At 71.1% G+C, this 21,838-nt stretch carries 16 protein-coding genes and 2 pseudogenes; 8 read left to right on the top strand and 10 right to left on the bottom strand.

Features of this window, described 5'->3' with window-relative positions:
- Positions 1 to 34: 34 nt before the first annotated feature.
- Positions 35 to 721, bottom strand: a pseudogene (locus AB0D59_RS23620) (polysaccharide deacetylase family protein); the annotation flags it as partial.
- Entirely contained in the window at positions 721 to 1,389 is a 669-nt protein-coding gene (locus AB0D59_RS23615; RefSeq protein ID WP_362568595.1) for a glycoside hydrolase family 11 protein, read from the bottom strand. The gene AB0D59_RS23615 and the pseudogene AB0D59_RS23620, both read right to left, overlap by 1 nt.
- Before the next feature lie 346 nt (positions 1,390 to 1,735).
- On the opposite strand from AB0D59_RS23615, the gene AB0D59_RS23610 reads away from it, so the two are divergent.
- Both AB0D59_RS23610 and AB0D59_RS23605 read left to right on the top strand, forming a co-directional pair.
- Positions 1,736 to 2,920, top strand: coding sequence for a PP2C family protein-serine/threonine phosphatase (locus AB0D59_RS23610; RefSeq protein ID WP_362568592.1), 1,185 nt, complete (start codon positions 1,736 to 1,738; stop codon positions 2,918 to 2,920).
- A 120-nt stretch (positions 2,921 to 3,040) separates the two neighbouring features.
- A complete protein-coding gene (locus AB0D59_RS23605) occupies positions 3,041 to 4,927 on the top strand; it encodes a protein kinase (protein ID WP_362568589.1) in 1,887 nt (628 codons plus the stop codon).
- Positions 4,928 to 4,957: 30 nt separating this feature from the next.
- Here the strand turns inward: AB0D59_RS23605 and AB0D59_RS23600 are convergent, their stop codons facing one another.
- Both AB0D59_RS23600 and AB0D59_RS23595 read right to left on the bottom strand, forming a co-directional pair.
- Complete coding sequence (locus tag AB0D59_RS23600; protein ID WP_362568586.1) at positions 4,958 to 6,487, bottom strand: aldehyde dehydrogenase family protein; 1,530 nt, start codon at positions 6,485 to 6,487, stop codon at positions 4,958 to 4,960.
- A 24-nt stretch (positions 6,488 to 6,511) separates the two neighbouring features.
- Positions 6,512 to 7,909 (bottom strand): VOC family protein, encoded by a 1,398-nt coding sequence (locus tag AB0D59_RS23595; RefSeq protein WP_362568583.1) that lies wholly within the window; start codon positions 7,907 to 7,909, stop codon positions 6,512 to 6,514.
- Between the two features lie 268 nt (positions 7,910 to 8,177).
- On the opposite strand from AB0D59_RS23595, the gene AB0D59_RS23590 reads away from it, so the two are divergent.
- Entirely contained in the window at positions 8,178 to 10,337 is a 2,160-nt protein-coding gene (locus tag AB0D59_RS23590; RefSeq protein WP_362568580.1) for an MMPL family transporter, read from the top strand.
- 71 nt (positions 10,338 to 10,408) lie between these two features.
- Here the strand turns inward: AB0D59_RS23590 and AB0D59_RS23585 are convergent, their stop codons facing one another.
- Positions 10,409 to 11,299 carry a fumarylacetoacetate hydrolase family protein gene (locus AB0D59_RS23585; protein WP_362568577.1) on the bottom strand — a complete coding sequence of 297 codons (891 nt, stop codon included), beginning with the start codon at positions 11,297 to 11,299 and terminating at the stop codon, positions 10,409 to 10,411.
- 131 nt (positions 11,300 to 11,430) lie between these two features.
- Between AB0D59_RS23585 and AB0D59_RS23580 the strand changes: the two genes are divergently transcribed.
- Positions 11,431 to 11,913 carry a thioesterase family protein gene (locus AB0D59_RS23580; protein ID WP_362568574.1) on the top strand — a complete coding sequence of 161 codons (483 nt, stop codon included), beginning with the start codon at positions 11,431 to 11,433 and terminating at the stop codon, positions 11,911 to 11,913.
- 91 nt (positions 11,914 to 12,004) lie between these two features.
- Here the strand turns inward: AB0D59_RS23580 and AB0D59_RS23575 are convergent, their stop codons facing one another.
- The gene (locus AB0D59_RS23575; protein ID WP_362568571.1) at positions 12,005 to 13,156 is read right to left on the bottom strand and encodes a glutathione-independent formaldehyde dehydrogenase; all 1,152 of its coding nucleotides are present in this window, start codon (positions 13,154 to 13,156) and stop codon (positions 12,005 to 12,007) included.
- A 536-nt stretch (positions 13,157 to 13,692) separates the two neighbouring features.
- Here AB0D59_RS23575 and AB0D59_RS23570 point away from each other — a divergent pair.
- Positions 13,693 to 14,898, top strand: coding sequence for a cytochrome P450 (locus tag AB0D59_RS23570; protein ID WP_362568568.1), 1,206 nt, complete (start codon positions 13,693 to 13,695; stop codon positions 14,896 to 14,898).
- On the opposite strand, the gene AB0D59_RS23565 is transcribed toward AB0D59_RS23570, so the two are convergent.
- The 3 genes and pseudogenes from AB0D59_RS23565 to AB0D59_RS23555 form a co-directional block, all read right to left on the bottom strand.
- Positions 14,881 to 15,471: a hypothetical protein gene (locus tag AB0D59_RS23565; protein WP_362568565.1), complete on the bottom strand. Its 591-nt coding sequence runs from the start codon at positions 15,469 to 15,471 to the stop codon at positions 14,881 to 14,883. The two genes, AB0D59_RS23570 and AB0D59_RS23565, sit on opposite strands and share 18 nt — an antisense overlap.
- A gap of 86 nt (positions 15,472 to 15,557) precedes the next feature.
- Complete coding sequence (locus AB0D59_RS23560) at positions 15,558 to 17,771, bottom strand: carbohydrate-binding protein (RefSeq protein WP_362568562.1); 2,214 nt, start codon at positions 17,769 to 17,771, stop codon at positions 15,558 to 15,560.
- A gap of 282 nt (positions 17,772 to 18,053) precedes the next feature.
- Positions 18,054 to 18,413: pseudogene (locus AB0D59_RS23555) on the bottom strand (alpha/beta hydrolase); the annotation flags it as partial.
- Positions 18,414 to 18,551: 138 nt separating this feature from the next.
- On the opposite strand from AB0D59_RS23555, the gene AB0D59_RS23550 reads away from it, so the two are divergent.
- The gene (locus tag AB0D59_RS23550; RefSeq protein WP_362569118.1) at positions 18,552 to 19,703 is read left to right on the top strand and encodes an MFS transporter; all 1,152 of its coding nucleotides are present in this window, start codon (positions 18,552 to 18,554) and stop codon (positions 19,701 to 19,703) included.
- 24 nt (positions 19,704 to 19,727) lie between these two features.
- On the opposite strand, the gene AB0D59_RS23545 is transcribed toward AB0D59_RS23550, so the two are convergent.
- Positions 19,728 to 20,393: an epimerase gene (locus tag AB0D59_RS23545; protein ID WP_362568559.1), complete on the bottom strand. Its 666-nt coding sequence runs from the start codon at positions 20,391 to 20,393 to the stop codon at positions 19,728 to 19,730.
- A gap of 244 nt (positions 20,394 to 20,637) precedes the next feature.
- Here AB0D59_RS23545 and AB0D59_RS23540 point away from each other — a divergent pair, with 244 nt between their 5' ends.
- Positions 20,638 to 21,105 (top strand): nuclear transport factor 2 family protein, encoded by a 468-nt coding sequence (locus tag AB0D59_RS23540; RefSeq protein WP_362568556.1) that lies wholly within the window; start codon positions 20,638 to 20,640, stop codon positions 21,103 to 21,105.
- 120 nt (positions 21,106 to 21,225) lie between these two features.
- A complete protein-coding gene (locus AB0D59_RS23535) occupies positions 21,226 to 21,702 on the top strand; it encodes an SRPBCC family protein (protein WP_362568553.1) in 477 nt (158 codons plus the stop codon).
- Positions 21,703 to 21,838: the final 136 nt, after the last annotated feature.

The raw sequence follows: 21,838 nt of genomic DNA, 5'->3' as shown, positions 1-21,838 counted from the left end.
ACGGACCGCCGCGCCACTTGTGCGGGTGTTCTCAGGGCGCGACCGCGTGGCCGGTCCCCGGGGAGATGCGGCCGGAGCACAGGCCCTTGGCCGCAAGGGTCTGCGCGATGCGCGGGATCGCGGCGAGCGTGTTGGCCGGCCACTCGTGCATCAGGATGGTCTGGCCGTTGGTGAGCCGGGAGACGGCCTGCACGATCGCGTCGGTGCTCGCGCCGTTCCAGTCCTGCGAGTCGACGTCCCAGATGATCTCGGTCAGCCCGTACTTGGCCTCGACCGTGCGCACGGTCGCGTTGGTCTCGCCGTACGGGGGCCGGAACAGTACCGGTGTCCCGCCACCGGCGCCGGCGACGGCGGACTGGGTGCGGGAGATCTCCGAGTCGATCTGCGCCTGGGTCTCCTGGGTCAGGTGCGGGTGGGTGTAGCTGTGGTTGCCGACCCACATGCCCGCGCTCACCTCGGCCCGGACCTGGGCCGGGTAGGCGGCCGCGTACTGGCCCTCGTTGAACAGGGTGGCCCGCAGCCCGTTCGCCTTGAGGGCGCTGAGCAGGCCCGGCGTGTGGGCGTTGGACGGCCCGTCGTCGAAGGTGAGACCGACGTAGCCCACGCAGGTGGCGGAGTGCGCCGGGCCGGCGCCGAGGGCGAGCGTGCCCGCGGCGGCCAGCACGAGGGCGGCGGCGATCGCCGGCAAGGGGCGCGACGAGCGCTCCGATACGGCACTCATCACGCCACCGTGATGGTGGAGCTGCCGCTGCTCTGGTAACCCTCGGTCGCGAGGATCTGGTAATAGCTGAAGCTGCCGAGGGACATGCCGGCCCTGGCCCAGGCGTCGAAGTGGTTGCCGGTGGTGATGGTGCCGCCGGTGCGCTTCGACTGGCGGACGCTCCAGTACTGGTTGAAGGTCTTGGTGCCTTCGACGGACGGGGCGTTGTACCGCGTCGTCAGGTAGATGTCGTAGGTGCCGCCGTCGCTGGTGACGCTGCCCTTGTACGTGCCGGTGGGCCGGTAGGTGCCCCAGTTGTCGACGATGTAGTACTCGACGAGCGGGTTGGACGTCCAGCCGTAGAGGGACAGGTAGCCGTTGCCGGACGGGCTGAAGCTGCCCGAGTAGGTCACGTTGCGGCGGGCGCCGGTGCTCCAGCCCTTGCCGCAGACGAAGTTGCCGGTGTTGCGCCAGCTGGTGCTGTAGTTGCCGCCGGAGCCCAGGGTCATGGAGACGGTGCCCTGTGCGTCGGTCCAGAACGAGTAGTAGTAGCCGTTGTTGGTGCCCGTCTGGTTCGTGGTGATGACGGTGGCGGCGCGGGCGGTGCCGGGCAGGGCCAGCCCGGCGGCGGCGCCCAGCAGCAGGGCGCCGGCGCTCCGGCGGCTCAGTGCGTGGTCGAGCGGTTTCATGCGGTGCCTCCTCGTATGGCCTGTGCGGGTGTGGCTTGGTGGGGAGTGTTGGTCTGCCCATGCCAGCTGTCAACAGTTTCGGTAATTAATTCGAAACCTTCGCTTTACCCGATCACCTATTTCCGCACTTCACGTCCTTGACGGGCGAATAGTGGATCGACTCTGTCGACAATCGGCCAATCCAAGATCAGAGCGATGCTCATCAAATCCTCGAATGTTTCGACATCGAACACGAATGCTGCCGCGGACGTCGGAACTTGCCGCTGAGTGGAGCAATCACCGGCGCGGCGGGCGGCGGCCCGAGAGGCTGGGCCTCTTGTCGAGATTCGTATGCCAGGAGCCCCGGGTGAGGCACGACGGTCGCAACTCAGCACTGCCCGCGCCCCCCGCGTGGATGCGCTGGCTTCCGGTCCTGTACGTCATCGGTGTACTGCTGATGGAGCCGGTCACCCCCGTGCAGTGGCCGGTCAGCTTCGCGCTGATCGCCCTCCCCCTGGTGACCGCCTTCGCGCACCCGCCCGTAGTCGTCGCCTGCGCCACCGCCTTCGCCATCGGCCTCGAACTCCTACTGGCCGGAACCCCGTGCTGCGCGGGACGCGACGTCGGCTACCTCTGGGAACGGCACTATGTCGCCGCCTACGCGTGTACGGCCCTGGTCGGCGCCCTGGGCACGATCCTGGCCGCGCACCGGATCCGCCGGGAACGCACCCTGGCCGACGTCCGGTCCGTGGCCGAGATCGCCCAGCGCGTCCTGCTCAGACCGGTCCCGTACCGGATCGGGAACCTGCTGCTGGAGAGCTTCTACCTGTCCGCCGCCGCGGAGGCACGGATCGGCGGCGACCTCTACGAGGCCGTGCCGACCGCGTACGGGGTCCGGCTGCTCATCGGCGACGTGCGCGGCAAGGGCCTGCTCGCGGTGGAGACCGCGGCCGCGATGCTGGGCGCGTTCCGAGAGGCCGCACACGACGAACCCGACCTCAACGCCCTGGTGGAGCGGGTGGACATCAGCATGACGCGCCGGGCCCACCAGCTCGGCGGCACCGAGACCGGCGAGCGGTTCGTCACAGCCGTCTTCGCCGAGATCCCCGAGGACGAGAGGATCGTCCGCGTCCTCAACTGCGGCCATCCGCCACCGCTGCTCATCCGCCCCGGCGAGGTGAGCGAGCTGGACCGGGGGCGGTCGGGGCCGCCGCTGAACCTCGGCATGCTCGTCGGGGACCCCTATCACGTCGACACCTACGCCTTCGGCCCGGGCGACCAACTGCTGCTCTACACGGACGGTGTCACCGAGACCCGTGACCCGGACGGTTCCTTCTACCCGCTGCTCCAGCGGATGCGCTCGTGGGGACCGATGCCGCCCCCGGAGCTGCTGGAGCGGCTCCATCAGGATCTGCTGGCCTACAGCGGCGACCAGTTGCAGGACGACACGGCCGCGCTCACCGCCTTTCTGCTCCCGGCGGGAGCGGCCGGCGCGCCGGGCGACGACCACGACGGCGCCGGCACCGAGGGGGTGGACAACCCGTCGGCGTGACGCGTGTTGTGAGGGTTCTGGGCCGGTCTCCGGCAGGCCCTGTGGGGCAGATCACGGGTGACTACACTCCGCCACCGTGAGTTACCACCACGCGGGTGACGTGCGGCGAGGGGCGGGGCGGTGCTGGTAGAACCCGAGGCCGGAGACAGGATCTCCGGCCGGTACGTTCTGCGGGAGGCCATCGGCCGAGGCGGGATGGGAGTCGTCTGGCGGGCCTGGGACGAGCGCCTGCAGCGGCGGGTCGCGGTCAAGTGCGCCCGCCTGGACGACCCCCGGGCCGCCCAGCGGCTGATGGGCGAGGCGCGCAACGCGGGGCGCCTGCACCATCCGAACATCGTGGGCGTCTTCGACTTCGTCGACGAGGGCGCCACCTGCTGGATCGTCATGGAGTACGTGCCTTCGCGCAGCCTCGCCCAGCTCATGGCCGAGGACGGTCCGCTCTCCCCCGAGGACGTCGGCTCCGTCGGCTGCCAGATGGCGGACGCGCTCGCGAAGTCGCATGCCGAGGGTGTGGTGCACGGCGATGTGACTCCGGAGAACATCCTGGTGACCGCCGAAGGAGTCGCGCGGCTCACCGACTTCGGGATCTCCCGGGCCCTGTGGAGCGACACCACCCAGAGCGTGACGGGTGGGGTGCGCGGCAAACCCCGCTATCTGGCCCCCGAGGTGGCCAGGGGACGGCAGCCCGGCGAGAAGGCCGACGTGTTCTCGCTCGGTGCCGCACTGTTCGCGGCGGTCGAGGGCCGGTCGCCGTACGGGGAGGCCGAGCACCCGATGGCGTACGTCGCCCGGGCCATCGAGGGACATATCGAGACCGCGCGCCGGGCCGGCCCGCTGGCCGAACCGCTCGCCGCGCTGCTGGAGTTGGAGCCCCGGCACCGCCCGGACGCCGCACGGGCGCGCAAGCTCCTGCTGAAGGCGGCCGGTCCGTCCGCGCACCTGCACGACCAGCGCACCATCGACCTCACCCCGCTCACGCTCCGGCTGCCCCGCCCGGTACGCCGTCGCCGCCGCCCGTTGCTCGTGGCGGCCGTGGCCACGGTGGCCGCGGTCACGGCCGGACTGGTCCTGCTCGCCCCGTGGAACTCGCAGGACGCCGGCGCCGGAAGCACCGCCACGGACGCGAAGCCGCCGGCCACCGCGCGGGCCGCCGGGACGATGGGCGAGGCCCGCACCGCCGACCCCTGCAAACTGCTCGACGCGGCCTCCCTGAGCCGTTTCGGCGCTACCGAACTGGACCCGGACTACGGGGAGATCGATCGCTGCGACGTCCTCGTCGAGAACACCCACGGCGACGACAACGCCGACGTCCAGGTCAATCTCGACGCGGACCAGGACGACTACGAGGGCGACCTCACCACCCGGGTCGTCGGGCACCTCACCGTCGTCGCCCTCAAGCCCGACGACGACTCCTGCGAGCGGGCCGTCCTGACCGCCGACCGCCACCAGATCCGCATCGTCGGGAAGCGGCTCGGGAAGGGCGCGCCCGACCCCTGCGACCTGGCCGACGCCGCCACCGACCACGTCGTCGGCGTTCTGGACGACGGCCCGGTGCCCCGCCGTACGGCCCAGCCCGCCGCGGACTCCCTGGCCCGCCTCGACGCCTGCGCCCTGCTCGGCGCGCCCGACCTGGCCCGCGTGCCCGGCGTCGACGCGGACAACCGGGACCGCGGCTTCGGCGGCTGGGACTGCGACTGGTCCAGCGACGACGGCAACCGTGAGGTGGAGATCCAGTTCAGCCGCGACAACTCGCTGGACTCCGACGACGGGCATCCGGTGGAAGTCGTCGGCACCCGGAGCTACTTCGTCGCGGACGAGGCCGAGGACGACACCTGCACCGTACGGACACCCCACCGGACGTACACGGACTCCGCCGGCGACCACACGGTGGAGCTGTTCCAGCTGACCGTGTACGCCCCGCTGCCGGAGAAGAAGCTGTGCGGTGACGCCGAGAACCTCGCGGCGGCCGTCGTCGGGAGCATCGCGAAACGGCTCCCGGGGACGTGAGACGGGCCGCCGCCCGCCTTCAGGGCCTCGTCAGAGGAAGCTGACGCCCTGGGCCAGGGTGAGTTCGCCGGAGTAGTTGACCGTGTTGGTGGCCGCGCGCATGTACGCCTTCCAGGCGTCGGAACCGGACTCGCGGCCGCCGCCGGTATCCTTCTCGCCGCCGAAGGCGCCGCCGATCTCCGCTCCGGAGGTACCGATGTTGACGTTGGCGATGCCGCAGTCGGAGCCGGCCGCGGACAGGAAGATCTCGGCCTCCCGCTGGTCCCGGGTGAAGATGCTGGACGACAGGCCCTGCGGGACGTCGTTGTGCAGCGCGATCGCCTCGTCGAGGGTGTCGTAGGTGAGGACGTACAGGATCGGCGCGAAGGTCTCCTCCCGTACCACGTCGGTCTGTTCGTCGACGCGCACCAGGACGGGCTCGGTGTAGGCGGCCGCCGGTGCCGCCTTCGCCAGGCGCCGGTTTCCGCCGGCCAGGATCTTGCCGCCCTGCGCCTGGACGCGGGTGAGGGCGTCGTGCATGGCGTCCAGGGCGGCGGTGGAGATGAGCGGGCCGACCAACGTCGTGTCGTCGAACGGACTGCCGACGGGCAGCCTGCCGTAGACCGCGGTCAGGCGCTCGACCAGGGTGTCGGCGAGGTCGCGGTGGACGATGAGGCGGCGCAGTGTGGTGCAGCGCTGGCCCGCCGTGCCGGCCGCGGCGAAGACGATGCTCTGGACGGCGAGGTCCAGGTCGGCGGAGGGGGCGACGATCGCGGCGTTGTTGCCGCCGAGCTCCAGCAGGCTGCGGCCGAACCGGGCGGCGACGCGCGGGCCGACCGCGCGGCCCATGCGGGTGGAGCCGGTGGCGCTGACGAGGGCCACCCGGGGGTCGTCGACGATCCGCTCGCCGACCGTGCGGTCACCGAGCAGGAGGCGGTGTACGTCACGGGGTGCGCCGGTCTCTTCGGCGGCCCTGGCGAGCAGGTGGTGGCAGGCCAGGGCGGTCAGCGGGGTGAGCTCCGAGGGCTTCCAGACCACCGTGTCGCCGCAGACCAGGGCCACGGCGGTGTTCCAGGACCACACGGCGACGGGGAAGTTGAAGGCGGAGATGACACCGACCACGCCGAGCGGGTGCCAGGTCTCGGCCAGGCGGTGGCCGGGGCGTTCGGAGGCGATCGTACGGCCGTACAGCTGGCGGGACAGGCCCACCGCGAATTCGCAGATGTCGATCATCTCCTGGACCTCGCCGAGCGCCTCGGAGCGGATCTTGCCCGCCTCGACGGTGACGAGATCGGCGAGGTCGCTCTTGTGCTCGCGCAGCAGCTCCCCCAGCCTGCGCACGAGTTCGCCGCGGCGCGGGGCGGGGGTGGTGCGCCAGGTCAGGAAGGCGGTACGAGCTGCCGCGAGGGCCTCCTCGATGTCGTCGCCGGTGGCGGCCTTCAGCCTGAAGAGGTGCTCGCCGGTGATGGGGGTGCGGGCCGGGAAGTCGTCGCCGTCCGCGACCTGCACGCCGATGGTCCGCAGGCAGGCCCGGGCGCGGGTACGCAGGTCGTCCGTGGTGGGCAGCGCGGTGCTGGTCATCGTGGGACCTCCAGGGATGAGGGGTCAGCGGAGGGTGCCGGTGAGGCCCAGGGCGCGGGCGACCTGGGCGAGGGAGCCGTTCTGCTGCTGCTCGTAGAGGGCGAAGGGGTCGAGGACCTCGCGGCCGATGGCGCCGGAGAGCCAGTCGGCGTCGTAGGCGGTGCCCTGCCGGCCGTTGTCGCGGGTGCCCTGGCCGGTGAGGTTGGACTGGAAGATGCCGGCGGCGGAGCGGGGCAGGAAGTCCTCGTAGACGACGGGCTCGGCCACCACCCAGCCCTGCCGGACCAGTTCACCGACGTCGGTGGGCGGCCTGCCGCCGTCGTGCGGCCGCCCGTCGGCGAGCCGGTAGGTGAAGTACGCCAGGCCCCGCGCCGCGAGTTCCTCCTCGCTGCCGGGCATGTGCCGCTCCCAGACGGCGCGCGCGAGCTCATCGCGCGCCCCCGCGGGGTGCTGGGACGCCTGCTCGTCGACGCGGCCGAGGAGTTCGTCGTAGTGCGCCCGTCCGGTGCGGGTGAGGGCGATGCCGCGGGCCTCGACCTCGCCGAAGCGCACCCGAAGGGAGCCGGTGACCACGCTGCCGTCCTCGGTGCGCATCGGGCGGGACTCGGCCAGCGCCCGGAAGGAGGTCTGGCGCAGCAGGACGTCGGGGCCCTTCCAGGCCGGCGGGCCCTGGATGGTGTCGATCATCTCGATACCGCGGTCCGTCATGCGGCGGTACAGCTCGTCGATGTCCAGGACACGCGGGGTGAGGTGGTTGATGTGCGTGCCGCGGACCCCGCCGATGTCGGCGGCGACGGCGGAGACCCTCTCCAGGGTCCGGTACCAGTCCCGGTCCACCGGTTCCCTGGACAACTCGAAGACCCGCACGGCCAGTCGCAGGAAGCGCTCGGCGTCGTCTTCCGGCAGTTCGCGGTCGGCCGCGGCGCGGTCGGCCAGCGTGAGCAGCTCCGGGGGGAAGAGCTCGCGGCCGGCCAGGAAGGTCTCCAGGCGCGCGCGCAGGTCGGGGTCGAAGAAGCGCGGGTCGGCGACGGTGAGCATGGAGGTGAACACCCGGAAGGGGTTGCGGGCGAGTTCCGCGCCGTCGACCGGCCGGAAGGCGGTGGAGACGACGGGGACGGCGCTGGCGGCGGCCTCCCGCAGGTCGTAGAGGCCGACCGGCTGCATCCCGAGGGCGCCGAAGATCCGGGCGACCTGCCGCAGTTCGCGGGGGGTGCCGACCCGGATGGCTCCGTGCCGCTCGGCGGTCACGCGGCCGATGGACCCGAGGCGTTCGGCGTCGGCGCCCCGGGCCCGCAGCACGTCCTCGTTGACCTCGCGCGAGACGTCCACCAGCGTCGTGTAGGCGGGCACCTCCCGGCCGTACATCTCCGACAGCCGTTGCGCGAACGCGGCCCGCAGCTGCCATTGACTGGTCGTTGACATGGTTCGGCCTTCCGGGCGGGCGGCGGTACGGCGATCATGTCCTCGATGGTCGCCGACCGGGCCCCTGCCGTACAGATGACGGGGCCGCGCGCGAGACGGTCGCGGCGCTGCCGGAAACCCACTGGACCGACCTCCACCCGTGATCCCTACCATATGACCGCAAGACAACTATGCGACCGGCCCGTCGGATGCGGGCCGGTCGGGGTCGCCGATGCCAGGGTCCGCTCCCCGGGCTGCGGTGATCTTCCTACCCAGGAGGACCTTCCGCATGTTCCGACGTATTGGCACTGCCGTCGTCCGGCATCCTGTCTGGACGATCGTGGCATGGCTGATCGCGGCGGTGGCCATCGTCGCCACCGCCCCGAGCCTGCCCTCGAACAGCGACGAAAGCAGTTTCCTGCCCAAGAGTTACGAGTCGATCAAAGCGGCCGATCTCCAGCAGAAGGCGTTCCCCAGCGCCTTCACGCCGTCCGCGATCGCGCTGTACCAGCGCACCGACGGCGGCAAGCTCAGCCAGGCCGATCTGAAGGACGTCGCCCGGATCACCACCGAACTGGGCGACAAACACATCGATCAGGTACAGAAGGTCGTCCCCGGCCCGCCGTCCAAGGACGGCAGGTACACCCTGACCCTGGTGCAGATGGACAGCAAGAAGGCGGGTCAGCCCGTCCAGGCGGACGCCGCCAAGGTGTTGCGCGACGACGTCAAGCAACTGGCCAAGGGCACGGACCTGGAGGTGAAGCTCGGCGGCTCGGCCGCGCAGGCCCTGGACCAGCAGGACTCGTCCAAGCGCGGTGAGGCGCTGATCGGCATCGGCACCTTCGTGATCATCCTGGTCACCCTGCTGATCATCTTCCGGGCGCCGATCCTGGCGTTCCTGCCCCTTCTGCTGATCGGCGTGGTGTCGGCGATCGCCAACGGGCTGATCGCGTACGCCACCAAGCTGTTCGGCCTCCAGGCCAACAGTTCCGTCTCGTCGATCCTGATCGTCGTGCTCTTCGGCGTGGGCACGGACTACTTCCTGTTCCTGATGTTCCGTTACCGCGAACGCCTGCGCGCGGGTGACGAACCCAAGCAGGCCATGATCAACGCGGTCGACCGGGTCGGTGAGGCCATCGCGTCGGCGGCCGGCGCGGTCATCATCGCCTTCCTCGCGCTGGTGCTGTCCACGCTGGGCTTCCTCAAGCAGATGGGCCCGGCGCTGGCCATCTCGGTCTCGGTCACCCTGATCGCGGGGCTGACCCTGATCCCGGCCGTGGTCTCCCTCATCGGCCCGAAGGTGTTCTGGCCCTCGAAGTCCTGGCAGCAGGAACCGGCCAACGCGCGTTTCGCGGCCCTGGGCCGTGGCGTGCAGCGCCGCCCGGCGCTGACCGCGGCGGTCTCGGGTCTGATCCTGCTCGTGCTGTCGCTCGGCACGCTCGGCTACAAGGCCACGTTCGACCTGGCCTCGGGCTCGATGCCCAAGACCAAGGAGTCCATGGTCGTCCAGGACCAGATGCAGACGGCGTACTCGGCGGGTGCCGCCGCGCCCACCGACGTCTATCTCTCCAGCAGCGACGGCAAGCCGCTGGACAGGTCCGCGTTCGACGCCTACGCGTCGAAGCTCGGGGCCGTGGACGGTGTCGCCAGCGCCCGGATGTCGCAGGTGAACAAGGCCGGTACGACGGCGGACTTCACCGTCACGCTCAAGTACGAGGCGTCCACGGACAAGGCGATCGACGCCGTGGGCCGGGTGCGGGACGTCGCGCACGCAGACGCTCCCGACGGCACCGAGGCGGTCGTGGGCGGCATGTCCTCGATCTACAAGGACATCGACTCCGCGGTCAACCACGACTACCGGACGGTGTTCCCCGTCGCCGCCCTGCTGATCATGGTGATCCTGGGGCTGCTGCTGCGCAGCGTGGTGGCTCCCTGGTACCTGATCGCCTCGGTGGGTCTGGGCTTCGGTGCCACGCTCGGCGCCACGGTCTGGATCTTCCAGGAGGCGCAGAACAAGCCCGGGCTGATGTTCATGCTCCCGGTGATCATGTATCTCTTCGTGGTCGCCATCGGCACGGACTACAACATCCTCATGATCGCCCGGCTCCGCGAGGAGGCCCGTGAGGGCCGTGAGCCGCGCGAGGCGGCCGGGATGGCGCTGCGGCACGCCGGGCCGACGGTGGCCGCGGCCGGCTTCATCCTGGCGGCGACCTTCGCCACGATGATGCTGGCGGGCAACGCGCTGCTCACGGAGATGGGCTTCGCGGTCTCCTTCGGCATCGCGGTCGCCGCGTTCGTCATGGCGATGTTCTTCACCCCGAGCCTCACCGCGCTCATCGGGCACGCCGCCTGGTGGCCGGGCCACGCCGACCGGGCGGAGCCGGGAGTGGACGCCGGCTCCTCGCCCGCCGCGGACGACGAGTACCAGGCCGCGGGGCGTCGCGGCTAGCGGCGACGGGACAACGGGGGTCTGCCGGGCCATGCGGTCCGGCAGACCCCTTGGCCATTCCAGGAGCCCGCTCAGGTGAGGCGGGTCCGGCGCACGGTGTTGCGGAGTTCGCCGAGGCCGCTGACCCGGGTCACGACCACGTCGCCGTCGGCGAGGAAGATCTGCGGGTCGCGGGCGTTGCCGATGCCGCTCGGGGTGCCGGTGAGGACCACGTCTCCGGCGCGCAGGGTCATGTCACGGCTCAGCTCGGCGATGATCCGGGGCACGGAGAAGGCCATCTGGCCGCTGCTCGCGTCCTGCAGCAGCCAGCCGTTGACCTCGCACCGCACCCGCAGGCCGGTGAGGTCGTCGATCTCGTCTGCCGTCGTCAGCCAGGGCCCCAGTGGCATGGCCGCGTCGATGCTCTTGCCCTTGAGCCACTGGCCGCCGTGCGCCCGCTGGAGATCGCGCTGGGAGACGTCGTTGGCGACGAGCAGGCCGAAGACGTGGTCCATGGCCTTCTCCTCCGGGATCGAGCGCCCGTCCCGGCCGATGACCAGCGCGATCTCGGCCTCGTAGTCCCACTTGGCGGAGAGGTCGGGGTCGTAGGCGATGTCGTCGGCGGGGCCGATGACCGTGTCCGGGCCCTTGGTGAAGAAGGTGGGGTGCCGGGGCCGCCCGTCCGGGTCCTGCCCCTCGCGTTTGCCCTTCGACTCCTCGAAGTGGTCCCAGTAGTTCCAGCCGGTGCACAGGATGTCGCGGTTGAAGCGGTGCAGCGGGGCTTCCAGACGGACCTGGGACAACGGCACGGACTCGCCGGGCGCGGCGGCGGTACTCCGGGCCGCTTCCAGAGCCTCCGGGCCGCCGCGGACGATGTCGTCGACGGTGCCGATCTCCGTCGGCAGGACCATGACCGTCCGCTCGGACTCGTCCACGACGCCGGACCGCCGTACGCCGTCGACGGCGAGGGATGCAAGTTTCACGTCGCCCCTTTCGCTGTGCTGGGGTTCGGTCCCCCTTGACCGCCCGCGGACCGCGAGGCGACGTGTTGACTTCAAATGACGGCCGTGAAAAATACGAGATACTGCTTCCCTCTCCCCCGGAAGGCCGACCCATGGCTCCTGAAATGGCCCGCGCCGTCCACCGGTGCCGGGTGGAGTGGCCGGACACCGATGCCTCCGGGCACTACCACAACTCGGCGGTGGTGCGGTTCGTGGAGGCGGCCGAGGCGGCGCTGGTGCGCGAGCGTGGTGTCGTCGGCTATTTCGGTGCCGCGCCCCGCGTGCGCTACGAGGTCGACTTCGCCTCCCCTCTCTGGTTCCAGCAGGAGGTGACGACGGTCCTCGACGTGGAACGCATCGGCACGTCCTCCCTGACCTTCCGGTTCGAGGTGTGGGGCGAGGAGATCGACGGCCGGCCGCGCCGACTCGCCGCGTCCGGCCGCTACACGGTCGTCCACGTGCCGCAGGGGGAGGAACGGGGGAGCGCACCCTGGCCCGCCGAGTGGATCGCCGCCCTCGCCGCGGCCCCGGCAGACGCGGAAAGGGCCGGGCCGGGCAGCCGTAACCGCCGCTGGGAGGTGCCGCCGAGCCGATGAGGGCACGGCACGCGGCGGGCCGGCCACGGGAGCCGGACCGCCGCGCCGTGCGGGCGGGTCCTACACCGCCGAGAATCGCCGTGGGCGGGTCCTACGCCGCAAGGGCGTGGCCGGGATGCAGGACGACCTTGGTGTAGCCCTCGATCCGCTGGTCGAACTTCTCGTACGCGCGGGGCGCGTCCTCCAGGGGCAGTTCGTGGGAGACCACGAAGCTGGGCTTGGCCCGCCCCGCGATGATCAGGTCACGCAGTTGCCGGTTGTACTGCTTGACGTTGCACTGGCCGGTGCCCATCCGCTGGCCCTTCTCGAACATCCTGCCGATGGAGACCAGCAGCTGGCCGTGCTTGGCGTGCTCGTCGGGTCCGCCCGGATCGGACGGGACGTACAGGCCCGGGATGCCGAGCATGCCGGTCGGCCGTACCGTCTCGACGAGGGTGTTGAGGACCACGGCGGGTTCCTCGTGGCTGGCGTCGGGCGCCTGGGCCTGGTAGCCGACGGCGTCGACGCCCTTGTCGGTGCCCTCACCTCCGGTCTGTTCCTTGATCTGCTCGGCCGGGTCGCCCTTGGAGAAGTCGATCGGTATCGCCCCGATCTGCTCGGCCTTGGCGAGCCGCTCGGGCACCCGGTCGACCGAGAACACCTTGGCGGCGCCGCGCAGCAGCGCGGAGTACGCGGCCATCAGCCCGACCGGGCCGGCCCCGAAGACGGCGACGCTCTCGCCAGGGATCACCTGGGCCAGCTCACAGCCGTGGTAGCCGGTCGGGAAGATGTCGGCGAGCAGCACGAAATCGGTCTCGAACTCCTCGCCCGGCGGCAGCTTCAGGCAGTTGAAGTCGGCGAACGGCACCCGTAGCAGCTCTGCCTGACCGCCCTCGTAGGGGCCCATGGCCACATAGCCGTAGGCTCCGCCGGCGAAGCCCGGGTTGACCGTGAGGCAGAAGCCGGTCTTGCCGGCCAGGCAGTTCTTGCAGAATCCGCAGGCGACGTTGAACGGCATGACCACGCGGTCGCCCTTGGACAACGAGGTCACACCGGTGCCGATCTCCTCGACTATGCCGAGGTTCTCGTGTCCGAAGACGATGCCCGACTCGGCGGCCGTACGGCCCTCGTACATGTGCAGGTCGGATCCGCAGATGGCGGTCGACGTGACGCGTACCAGCACGTCGTTCGGGTGCTGGATGCGCGGATCGTCGACGTCCCTGACCGCGACGCTGAAGGGCTTCTCATACACAACGGCTTTCACCTGGTTCACCTCCGCGTGGAACGCCGGGACACGACGACGGACCGCACAGACCGAGGCTCTGGCCAGGAGAAACATGTCGAGACAGAGCCCCCGGTCCATGCCGCAACCCTAGGCGCTCGTGTTTCACCATCGGATACTTCCAGAAAACGCCGGTCCCGCAGGCGCTGCAACCCCCGGGGTGGATCGCCGCCCGGACCGCCGGTCCCCTGGCCGCGCGCCGCGCCGCCGCAGCGGCTCCGCCGCGCCGCGGTTGTCCCGTCCGAGGGCCGCGCGGCCCTGGCGACCGTGGCCACCACGAGGAGAGCGCCTGGATGACTTCGGGCCACGGCCTGATCGCCGTCGGTGGCGGACCGGCCGGATCGACCGCCGCGACGGCCGTGGCACTGCGCGGGCACCGTTGGGACACACCCCGGGCGGACAGCGCCGTCGCCGCGAGCGCCGGGCGCCGGGCGCCTGCGGGCGCGGGCGCCCGGTGTCTGCGGGCGCGGGCGCCCGGTGTCTGCGGGCGCGGGCGCCCGGTGTCTAGGGTGTGAGCCATGGACGCCAGTACAACGCCCCTTGCTCCGGCGGCCGTTGACCCCGCGGAGCTGCTCGCCGACCCGTACGCCGTGTATGCCAGGCTCCGGGAGGCCGGACCCGTGCACCGTGTCGCCGGAACCGACGGGCTGCCGGCCTGGCTGGTGACGCGGTACGAGGACGTGCGGCAGGCCCTCGCCGACCCCCGGCTCTCGCTCGACAAGGCCCACGCGAAACCCGGCGGCTACCGGGGGCTCGCCCTGCCGCCCGCGCTCGACGCCAACCTGCTGAACATGGACCCGCCGGACCACACCCGCGTCCGGCGCCTGGTGTCCCAGGCGTTCACCCCGCGTCGTATCGCCCTCCTCCGTGGACCCGTCCGCCGGACCGCCGACGCGCTGCTCGACGCCATCGAGCCGCTCGGCCGTACCGACCTGATCGCCGGCTACGCCGCGCCGTTGCCCATCGCCGTGATCTGCGAGCTGCTGGGCGTGGCCGAGGAGGACCGGCCGGACTTCCGGTCCTGGACCGACGCGCTCGTCATCCCCGACGCCGCGCGGCCCGAGCGGGCGAAGGAGGCGGTGAAGGCCCTGCTCGCCTTCTTCGCCAGGCTGCTCGCCGGCAAGCGCGCCGAGCCCGCCGACGACCTGCTCTCCGCGATGATCGCCGTACGGGACGAGGAAGACCGGCTCAGCGAGGACGAGTTGATGTCCCTGGCCTTCCTCATCCTGTTCGCCGGATACGAGAACACCGTCCACCTCATCGGCAACGCCACCCTCGCCCTGCTCCGCAACCCCTCCCAGCTGGCCGCGCTGCGCGCCGATCCCACCCGGATCGGTCCGGCCGTCGAGGAACTGGCCCGCTACGACGGCCCCGCCCCGCTCGCCATCCGCCGTTTCCCCACCGAGGACGTCGCCATCGGCGGGGTCACGGTCCCGGCGGGCGAGACCGTACTGCTGTCCCTGGCGGCGGCCCACCGCGACCCGCGCCGCTTCCCCGAACCCGACCGGCTCGACATCGGCCGCGACGCCACCGGGCACCTGGCCCTCGGCCACGGCATCCACTACTGCCTCGGCGCACCGCTCGCCCGCCTGGAGACCGAGGTCGCCCTCGCCGCGCTGCTGGAGCGCCTCCCCGGCCTCGAACTCGACGTCCCCGCCGACGACCCGCACTGGCGCCCCTCGATGCGCACCCGCGGCCTGCTCGGCCTACCGGTGCGGTTCTGAGCGGTTCCGGCGGGAGAAGGGGCGCACCTCCGGGAAGCGGTCCGGGAGGGCTTCGCCGGTACGGCCGCGCAGGCGGCGGTCGAAGAACGCGGCGAGGCAGGCCCGTTCGGCGGTGGTCGCGCGCCCCGGGGCGATGGTGCCGATGTTCTCGACGACCGTCCTGCGGGGCAGGCCGAGCTGTCGGGCGATCCCCGGGATCATCGCCTCCGCGTCGGTGTAGGTGGCGTGTTGGGCGCCGCGCAGGGTCAGGCCCTCGCCCCGGCCCCGGCTGTGCCGCCACAGGGCGTTCCAGGAGGGCACCGTGCTCAGGTCCTTGCCGTCCTTGCCGACCAGCAGGAACGGGCGGTCCAGGCCCTCGGCGGCGACGGAGGAGAGGTAGCCGGAGTCGCTGTCCTCCTGGGCGTGCGCGAGGACGCCGTCGAAGTCGGCCGCCGCGGCGATACGCCGGTCGTCGTGCATCACCTGCAACGCGGTGAAGCCGCCGGCCGAGTGGCCGAACATCCCGAGCCGGTCCCAGTCCGTGCCCGGCGGACCGCACCCGGTGAGCACGGTCTCCCTGCGCCTGGTCGACACCTCGTCGCACAGGGGGGTTGGCCGTACCCCGGGCCGGGGGCGCACGGCCGGTCCGGCGCCGGGTGACGGCGGCTGTCAGGAAGGGGTCAGGAAGCGGTGAGGCGCAGGTAGTCGAGGTTGAAGCCGCCGGTCTCGCAGTAGACGGTGACCGTCTGTTCCCCGGCCCGCAGGGCGACGGGTACGTGCACCGACTGGTAGCTCGCCCAGCCGCCCGTGGGCGGCACGGACGCCGTCGCCAGGGTCTGGCCGCTGTCGTCCCGGAGGGACACGGCGTTCGCCGCGGTGGCGGCCGTGCCATTGGCGACGCGCAGTTCGAGATCGTACGAGCCGGTCGCCGGCACCTCGACGCGGTACGTCAGCCAGTTGCCGGCGGCGGTCCAGCCCACGTTCCTGCCGCCGCTGGCGACCGGGTTGCTCTCGATGAAGTTGCTGCCGTCGGCGGGCCAGCCGTGCTGGTCCGTGTACCCCTCGGCCTCGATCTTCTCCCCCACGGGTGCCGCGTGCGGACGGACGGTCAGGTGGAGGGTCACCTGGTCGTGGGCCCTGCCGTCGGTGGCGTAGAAGGTCAGGTCCTGCTCGCCGGTGGCCGTCGGACGGATGGTGACCAGGCCGGTCGCCGGGTCGAGGGTGACGCCGTCGGGCAGTTCGGTCGCGTAGTAGGAGAGCCGGTCGCCGTCCCGGTCGGTGGCCTTCAACTGCACCCGCGTGGTGCCGTACTGGTCGGCGACGACGTCGGCGGCCGGCGCGAGGACCGGGGCGTGGTTGCGGGAGCCCGTGGCGGCCTTGCCCTGCCACCGGTAGGTGGCGAAGGAGCCCGCCGGTACCGTCACGACGACCGTCTGGTCGCCGACGACCATCCGGACCCTGCGGTCGGATCCGGCACCGTTGCCGAGGACGGCCACATAGCCGCCGTCGTGGGTCCGGTAGACGACATTGCTGACGCCGTCCTGCGCGGCGCTGGACTCCAGGCGTACGTCACCGGGTGACAGGTACTTCGCGAACTGCCCCAGCTGGTACAGCTCGTCGCGGACCGTGAACTCCTTGGTGCCGGTGTTGACCGTGACCAGCCGGTCGGGCCACTTGGTGGTGGCCGCGACCTCGTCCCAGTCGATGTTGTTGTCCCGCGACGGCGTCCAGTGCAGGGTGCCGCCGTCCTGGTCGGTGGTCTGGGCCCACAGGATGTAGGAACCGGCGTCGAGGCGGAAGTCGTCGAGGACGGTCGAGGGCGACAGGTCGCTGGTCTCCGTGAGCTGGACCGGCTTCCCGGTCTGCTCGTAGGCGTCGCGCATGACGGTCGGGTCGCCCCAGTAGGGGTGGAAGGCGATGGCGTCCGCCGCCTTGCGGACCTGGGCGCCGGTCACCGAGCCGTCCGGGGCGTCCTCGAAGATGCGGTAGTAGTTCTTCGTCGCCGTGCTGTTGGGGTCGTGCCAGTCCCAGAAGTTGAAGTCGTGCACATACAGCTGGGTGCCCAGATGGGCGGCACGGACCTCACGCTTGATCGCCAGCGCCAGCTTCTGCTGCTGTGCGACGCTGATGTCCATGGCCGGGTAGACGACGTCCATGCCCGGCTCGTTCAGCAGGGTCAGCGCGTCCACGCGGATGCCCTGCCGGGCGTACGCCTGGACGAACTTGACGTAGTACCGGGCGAACACCTCGATGCAGTCGTCCCGCAACTTGCCGACCTGGTAGTAGTCCGTGCTGCTGCCGGGCTTGAGGGCGACCTCGCCGAGGAACCGGTTGTTCGTCTTCATCCAGGCGGGCGCGCTCCACGCCGACGCGAAGAACGTGGCGTGGGGGTTGTAGCGCTGGATGAGTTTGATGGTGTCGACGATGTGCAGGTCGAGGTCCCGCCGGATGGAGAAGTGCTTCAGGCCGAAGTCCTCGGTGACTCCGGCGGGCAGGTCGTCCTCCGACCAGAACGGGAGGTGCTCGATGAGATCGGGGCTGCCGATCGTCAGCCGGAACCGGTCGAGTCCCGCGCCGTGCTCGGGGTCGACCAGGAGCCGGATGGCTTTGGCACGTTCGCCGGGGGTGAGCTTCCACAGGTTGGACACGCTGGTCTCGTCCAGGGAGAAGCCGATCCCCGTGTACTGCTGCCGGAGGGCGCTGGGGTCGGCGACCACGGTGGCGTCGACGGGGCCGCCGGTGTCCGTGCCCGTCCTGACGATCGGCAGGGGGCGCCAGGCCTGCGCACCGCCGGTGGAATAGGTGCCGGTCACGACCTGGCCGTGTCCGGTGTGCCCGCTCGCGGCCCGGTCGGCCTGCGCGGTCGGGCCCGCGCCGATGAGTGGCAGTGTCATGACAGATACGGCCGCGATCGTGGTGAGCGTACGTCTCACAACTGCTCCTGGGCTCTGGTGGGTCGGGGGTGTGCCGTGCCGAACCGGAGGCGCGTGACCGCTGCGTCACCAACGGCACACAAGGAACGCCGAATTGAGATCCAAGCAATGTCCCCGATGTTAAGTCAAGGCGTGAAGAAAGGGATTCGCGGCGGACGGTGCCGGCGCCCGGCCGGTGTCGCCGGGCTGTGTGGCCGACCGCCGTCACGGGTACGGCGGGTGCGGCCGGGCGCCGACGGCCCGTCAGGTCAGGGCCGGTGAGGTGTCGGCTCGGACCAGCTGCCGGGCGAAGAAGCGGACCGCGCTGTCCGCCTCGAACCTGGGCAGTTCCTTGTGGCTGCCCGTGTTGGCGTGCAACGCCTTCTCCTTCGAGGCGAAGGCGTCGAACAGCGCGAGTCCGGCCTCCCGTGGAATGTGCTCGTCGTCCCACTGGAGCGCGAACTCGACCGGGACGGTGATCCGCCGGGCCGCCTCGGCCAGGGCGTCGGGCCAGTGGAGCCCGAGGACCGCGGCGGTGATCCTGGCGTCGGCCGCCGTCAGCGGCACCCCGATCGCGGTGCCCATGTTCAGGCCGTAGTAGCCGACCGGTCCCCCGGCACCGATTCGTCCAAGCGTCCTGGGTCTTTGTCCATGGACGAGGCCGCCGTCGGCGGTGAAGGTCGCTCCATGGGTGAAATCCGGGTCATCGGGGTCGGCGACAGGGCCGCGCCGTCGGACGGGCGCGGGACGGAACCGCGACGGATGCCGATCGGGCTGGTCGCCCTGGCCCTTGGCGGTTTCGGCATCGGGCTGACCGAGTTCCTGATCGCCGGTCTGCTGCCACAGGTGGCCTCGGGGTTCTCGGTGTCCGAGGCGACCGCGGGCTGGCTGATCTCCGGGTACGCGCTGAGCGTCGCCGTCGGCGCGATCGCCCTCACGGCGGCGACGGCGCGGTTGCCGCGCAAGCAGGTCCTGGTCGGGCTGATGGCCTTGTTCGTCGTGGGAAACCTGTTGTCCGCGATCGCGCCCACCTATTCCGTGCTGCTGCTCGGGCGGATCGTCGCCGCCCTGTGCCACGGTTCGTTCTTCGGAATCGGCTCGCTCGTCGCACGTGGCCTGGTCGCGCCGGAACGGAAGTCCCGTGCGGTGGCGGTCATGTTCGCCGGGCTGACGCTCGCGAACGTGCTCGGTGTGCCGTTCGGCGCGCTGGTGGGTGAGCGTTGGGGATGGCGGGCGGCCTTCTGGGCGGTCACCGCGATCGGCGTACTGGCGCTGGCCGGCATCATCGCCCTCGTACCCGGCGGGGCGGGGGCGGCGACCGGCGGCGGGGCGTCGACCGGCCTGCGGGACCAGTTCCGGGCCTTGTGCTCCTGGCAGGTGTGGCTGACGCTGACCGCCACCGCGCTCGGATACGGCGGGATGTTCGGTGCGTTCAGCTACATCGCGTACACCTTCACCGAGGTCAGCGGGTTCTCCGCGGCGACGGTCGCCTGGTTGCTGATGCTGTACGGCGCCGGCCTGGTGGTAGGGAACCTGATCGGCGGGCGAGCGGCGGACCGGGACCGCGACCGCGCCCTGGTGCTGGCGCTGCTGGGACTGACCGTCACGTTGGCCGTGTTCGGTCTGCTGGCCGGCAGTGCCGTGGCGTCGGTGATGCTGGTGTTCCTGATGGGGCTGACCGGGTTCGCCGCCGTCCCCGGCATGATCACTCGGGTGACCGACGCGGCCCACGGAGCGGCACTGGCAGCGAGCGCCAACGTCTCCGCGTCCAACGTCGGCAACGCCCTGGGCGCCTGGCTCGGTGGCCTGGCCATCTCCGCGGGCCTCGGCTACCGGGCGCCGCTCTGCACCGGCGCCGCACTCGCCCTGGCCGCCGTGATCGTCATGCTCATGGCCGCACGCCGGGCGACTTGACGCCGGGGTCCGTACGGGGAACCGTCAGGCGCCCAGGCGGTTGATGTCCTTGCTGTACAGCACCCGGTTCTCGGTCACGCCCGGACGGGTCAGCGCCAGCATGGCGTGGGCGAGGTGTTCGCTGGTCGTCGTGTGGGCGGGCACAAGGCGGTGCAGCAGCGGGTAGAGCCAGGAGGTGAGGGAGTACATGACGCGGTAGGCACGGGTCCGGGAGACCGCTCCGTGGCGGGGCTGGATATAGCCGGGGCGGAACATGTACGCGTTCATCGGCATGGCCAGCAGGGCGTTCTCGGTGCGTCCCTTCACCCGCGCCCACATGGTGCGGCCCTGTTCGGTGCTGTCGGTGCCCTCACCGGAGACATAGGTGAAGGTCGGTCCGGGACCGGCGGCGACCAGCGCGCGGGCGGCGGCGAGGGTGAAGTCGTAGGTGACGCGGGTGTATTCGGCCTCGGTCATCCCCGTGGAGGAGACACCGAGGCAGTAGAAGCAGGCGTCCAGGCCGGTCAGCCGGTCACTGATGGCGGACAGGTCGGTGAAGTCGTCATGGAGGACTTCCGTCAGCTTGGGGTGGGTGACGCCGAGCGGGCGGCGGACCACGACCAGGACGCTGTCGACCGAGGGGTCGAGGAGGCAGGCGCGCAGGACGCCTTGTCCGACCATGCCGGACGCGCCGAAGACGACGACGTTCACAAAGGGCTCCATCACTGGGAGGCGGGGTCCGGCACGGGACCGGACCTCCACCAGGCGGGTGCACAGGCCATGGCCGAGGCGACGAGTTCGTCCTTGGTGGCGGACGGGCCGTCGAGCCAGGCCTTGACGGCCCCGGCGAAGCCGTGGGCCGTGAACTGCGCGATCGCCGTTGCACGGCCACGTCTACGATGCTTTTATACATCTGTCAAACAGACAGACGCAAGAAAGTCCCGAGGAGCCCCTCATGGCCGCCCACACCTCCGTCTCACCTCAGGAAGCCGCCGACCGGCTGGCCATCCGTGAGCTGATCGACGCCTACGCCCACTGCGCGGACCGGCGTGACGCCAAGGGCCAGATGAGCCTGTTCACCGAGGACACCCGTTTTCTGGTGTTCATGGACGCCACGGCGGCGGAGCCGACGCAGGAGCTGCACGGCCGCGCCTCCCTCGCCCCCGTGTTCGACAATCTCAACTCGTATCGGACGACGACGCACTTCAACGGCCAGAGCACCGTCTCCCTCGACGGGGACCGCGCCACCGGCGAGAGCTACTGCCTGGCCCACCATCTCTCGGTCGGGGACGACGGCGGGCGCACGCTGATGATCGCGTCCATCCGCTATCTCGACGAGTTCACCAGGCAGGACGGCGAATGGCTGTTCTCCGAACGCCGTCTGATGGTCGACTGGACGGAGACGCGCCCCTCGACACCGTGACCGGCGGGCGGTGCGGAGAAGGGTGCGCGCGGCGGGACCGGGTACTCGGCGGCCACGGGAGAGCGAGTCGGGACACCGACCGCATCCCGGTGACGAGCCGTTTCCGACGAGGAGGAACAGATGAGCACGGTCAAGAAAGCCGTGGACGTCGCCGTCCCGGTCCACACGGCCTACAACCAGTGGACCCAGTTCGAGGACTTCCCGAACTTCATGGAGGGCGTCGAGGAGGTCAGGCAGCTCGACGACCGGCACAACCACTGGACCACGAAGATCGGCGGGGTACGGCGCGAGTTCGACACCGAGATCGTCGACCAGCTGCCGGACGACCGGATCACCTGGCGGGCGATCGAGGGCGACATCCGGCAGCGGGGATCCGTCAGGTTCGAGCCGCTGGACGAGACGCACACCCGGGTCGAGCTCACGATGGACGTCGAGCCCAGCGGTATGGCCGAGCGGGGGGCCGACGCGCTCGGTCTGATCGACCGCCGCGTCAACGGGGACCTCAGTCGCTTCAAGGACTACGTCGAGCAGCGTGGAGGCGAGACCGGCGCCTGGCGCGGTCGCATCCGCCCCGGCAATCCCGGTTCCGTCCTCTGAGGACTCGATGGAAGAGGGGAAGATCCCGAGAGCGGTCGTACGACCCCGGCCTGGGGCCCACACCGGCCCGAGGGCGGGGTCGTCGCGTCACGCCGCAGTCCCCCAGCCGAAGGGGCCGCAGAAGCCGGGCTACCAG

Source organism: Streptomyces sp. NPDC048417 (assembly GCF_040651615.1).
In the GTDB taxonomy this organism is placed as follows: Bacteria; Actinomycetota; Actinomycetes; order Streptomycetales; family Streptomycetaceae; genus Streptomyces.
Note: the sequence above shows the minus strand (reverse complement) of the source record. Positions and strands in the feature narration are given on the sequence as shown.

Bases quoted from the DNA above. Each gene is read 5' to 3' on its own strand.
- AB0D59_RS23615 (WP_362568595.1), bottom strand. From the start codon at position 1,389: ATGAAACCGCTCGACCACGCACTGAGCCGCCGGAGCGCCGGCGCCCTG.
- AB0D59_RS23600 (WP_362568586.1), bottom strand. From the start codon at position 6,487: ATGACCAGCACCGCGCTGCCCACCACGGACGACCTGCGTACCCGCGCC.
- AB0D59_RS23595 (WP_362568583.1), bottom strand. From the start codon at position 7,909: ATGTCAACGACCAGTCAATGGCAGCTGCGGGCCGCGTTCGCGCAACGG.
- AB0D59_RS23590 (WP_362568580.1), top strand. From the start codon at position 8,178: ATGTTCCGACGTATTGGCACTGCCGTCGTCCGGCATCCTGTCTGGACG.
- AB0D59_RS23580 (WP_362568574.1), top strand. From the start codon at position 11,431: ATGGCTCCTGAAATGGCCCGCGCCGTCCACCGGTGCCGGGTGGAGTGG.
- AB0D59_RS23570 (WP_362568568.1), top strand. From the start codon at position 13,693: ATGGACGCCAGTACAACGCCCCTTGCTCCGGCGGCCGTTGACCCCGCG.
- AB0D59_RS23560 (WP_362568562.1), bottom strand. From the start codon at position 17,771: ATGACACTGCCACTCATCGGCGCGGGCCCGACCGCGCAGGCCGACCGG.
- AB0D59_RS23550 (WP_362569118.1), top strand. From the start codon at position 18,552: ATGCCGATCGGGCTGGTCGCCCTGGCCCTTGGCGGTTTCGGCATCGGG.
- AB0D59_RS23540 (WP_362568556.1), top strand. From the start codon at position 20,638: ATGGCCGCCCACACCTCCGTCTCACCTCAGGAAGCCGCCGACCGGCTG.
- AB0D59_RS23535 (WP_362568553.1), top strand. From the start codon at position 21,226: ATGAGCACGGTCAAGAAAGCCGTGGACGTCGCCGTCCCGGTCCACACG.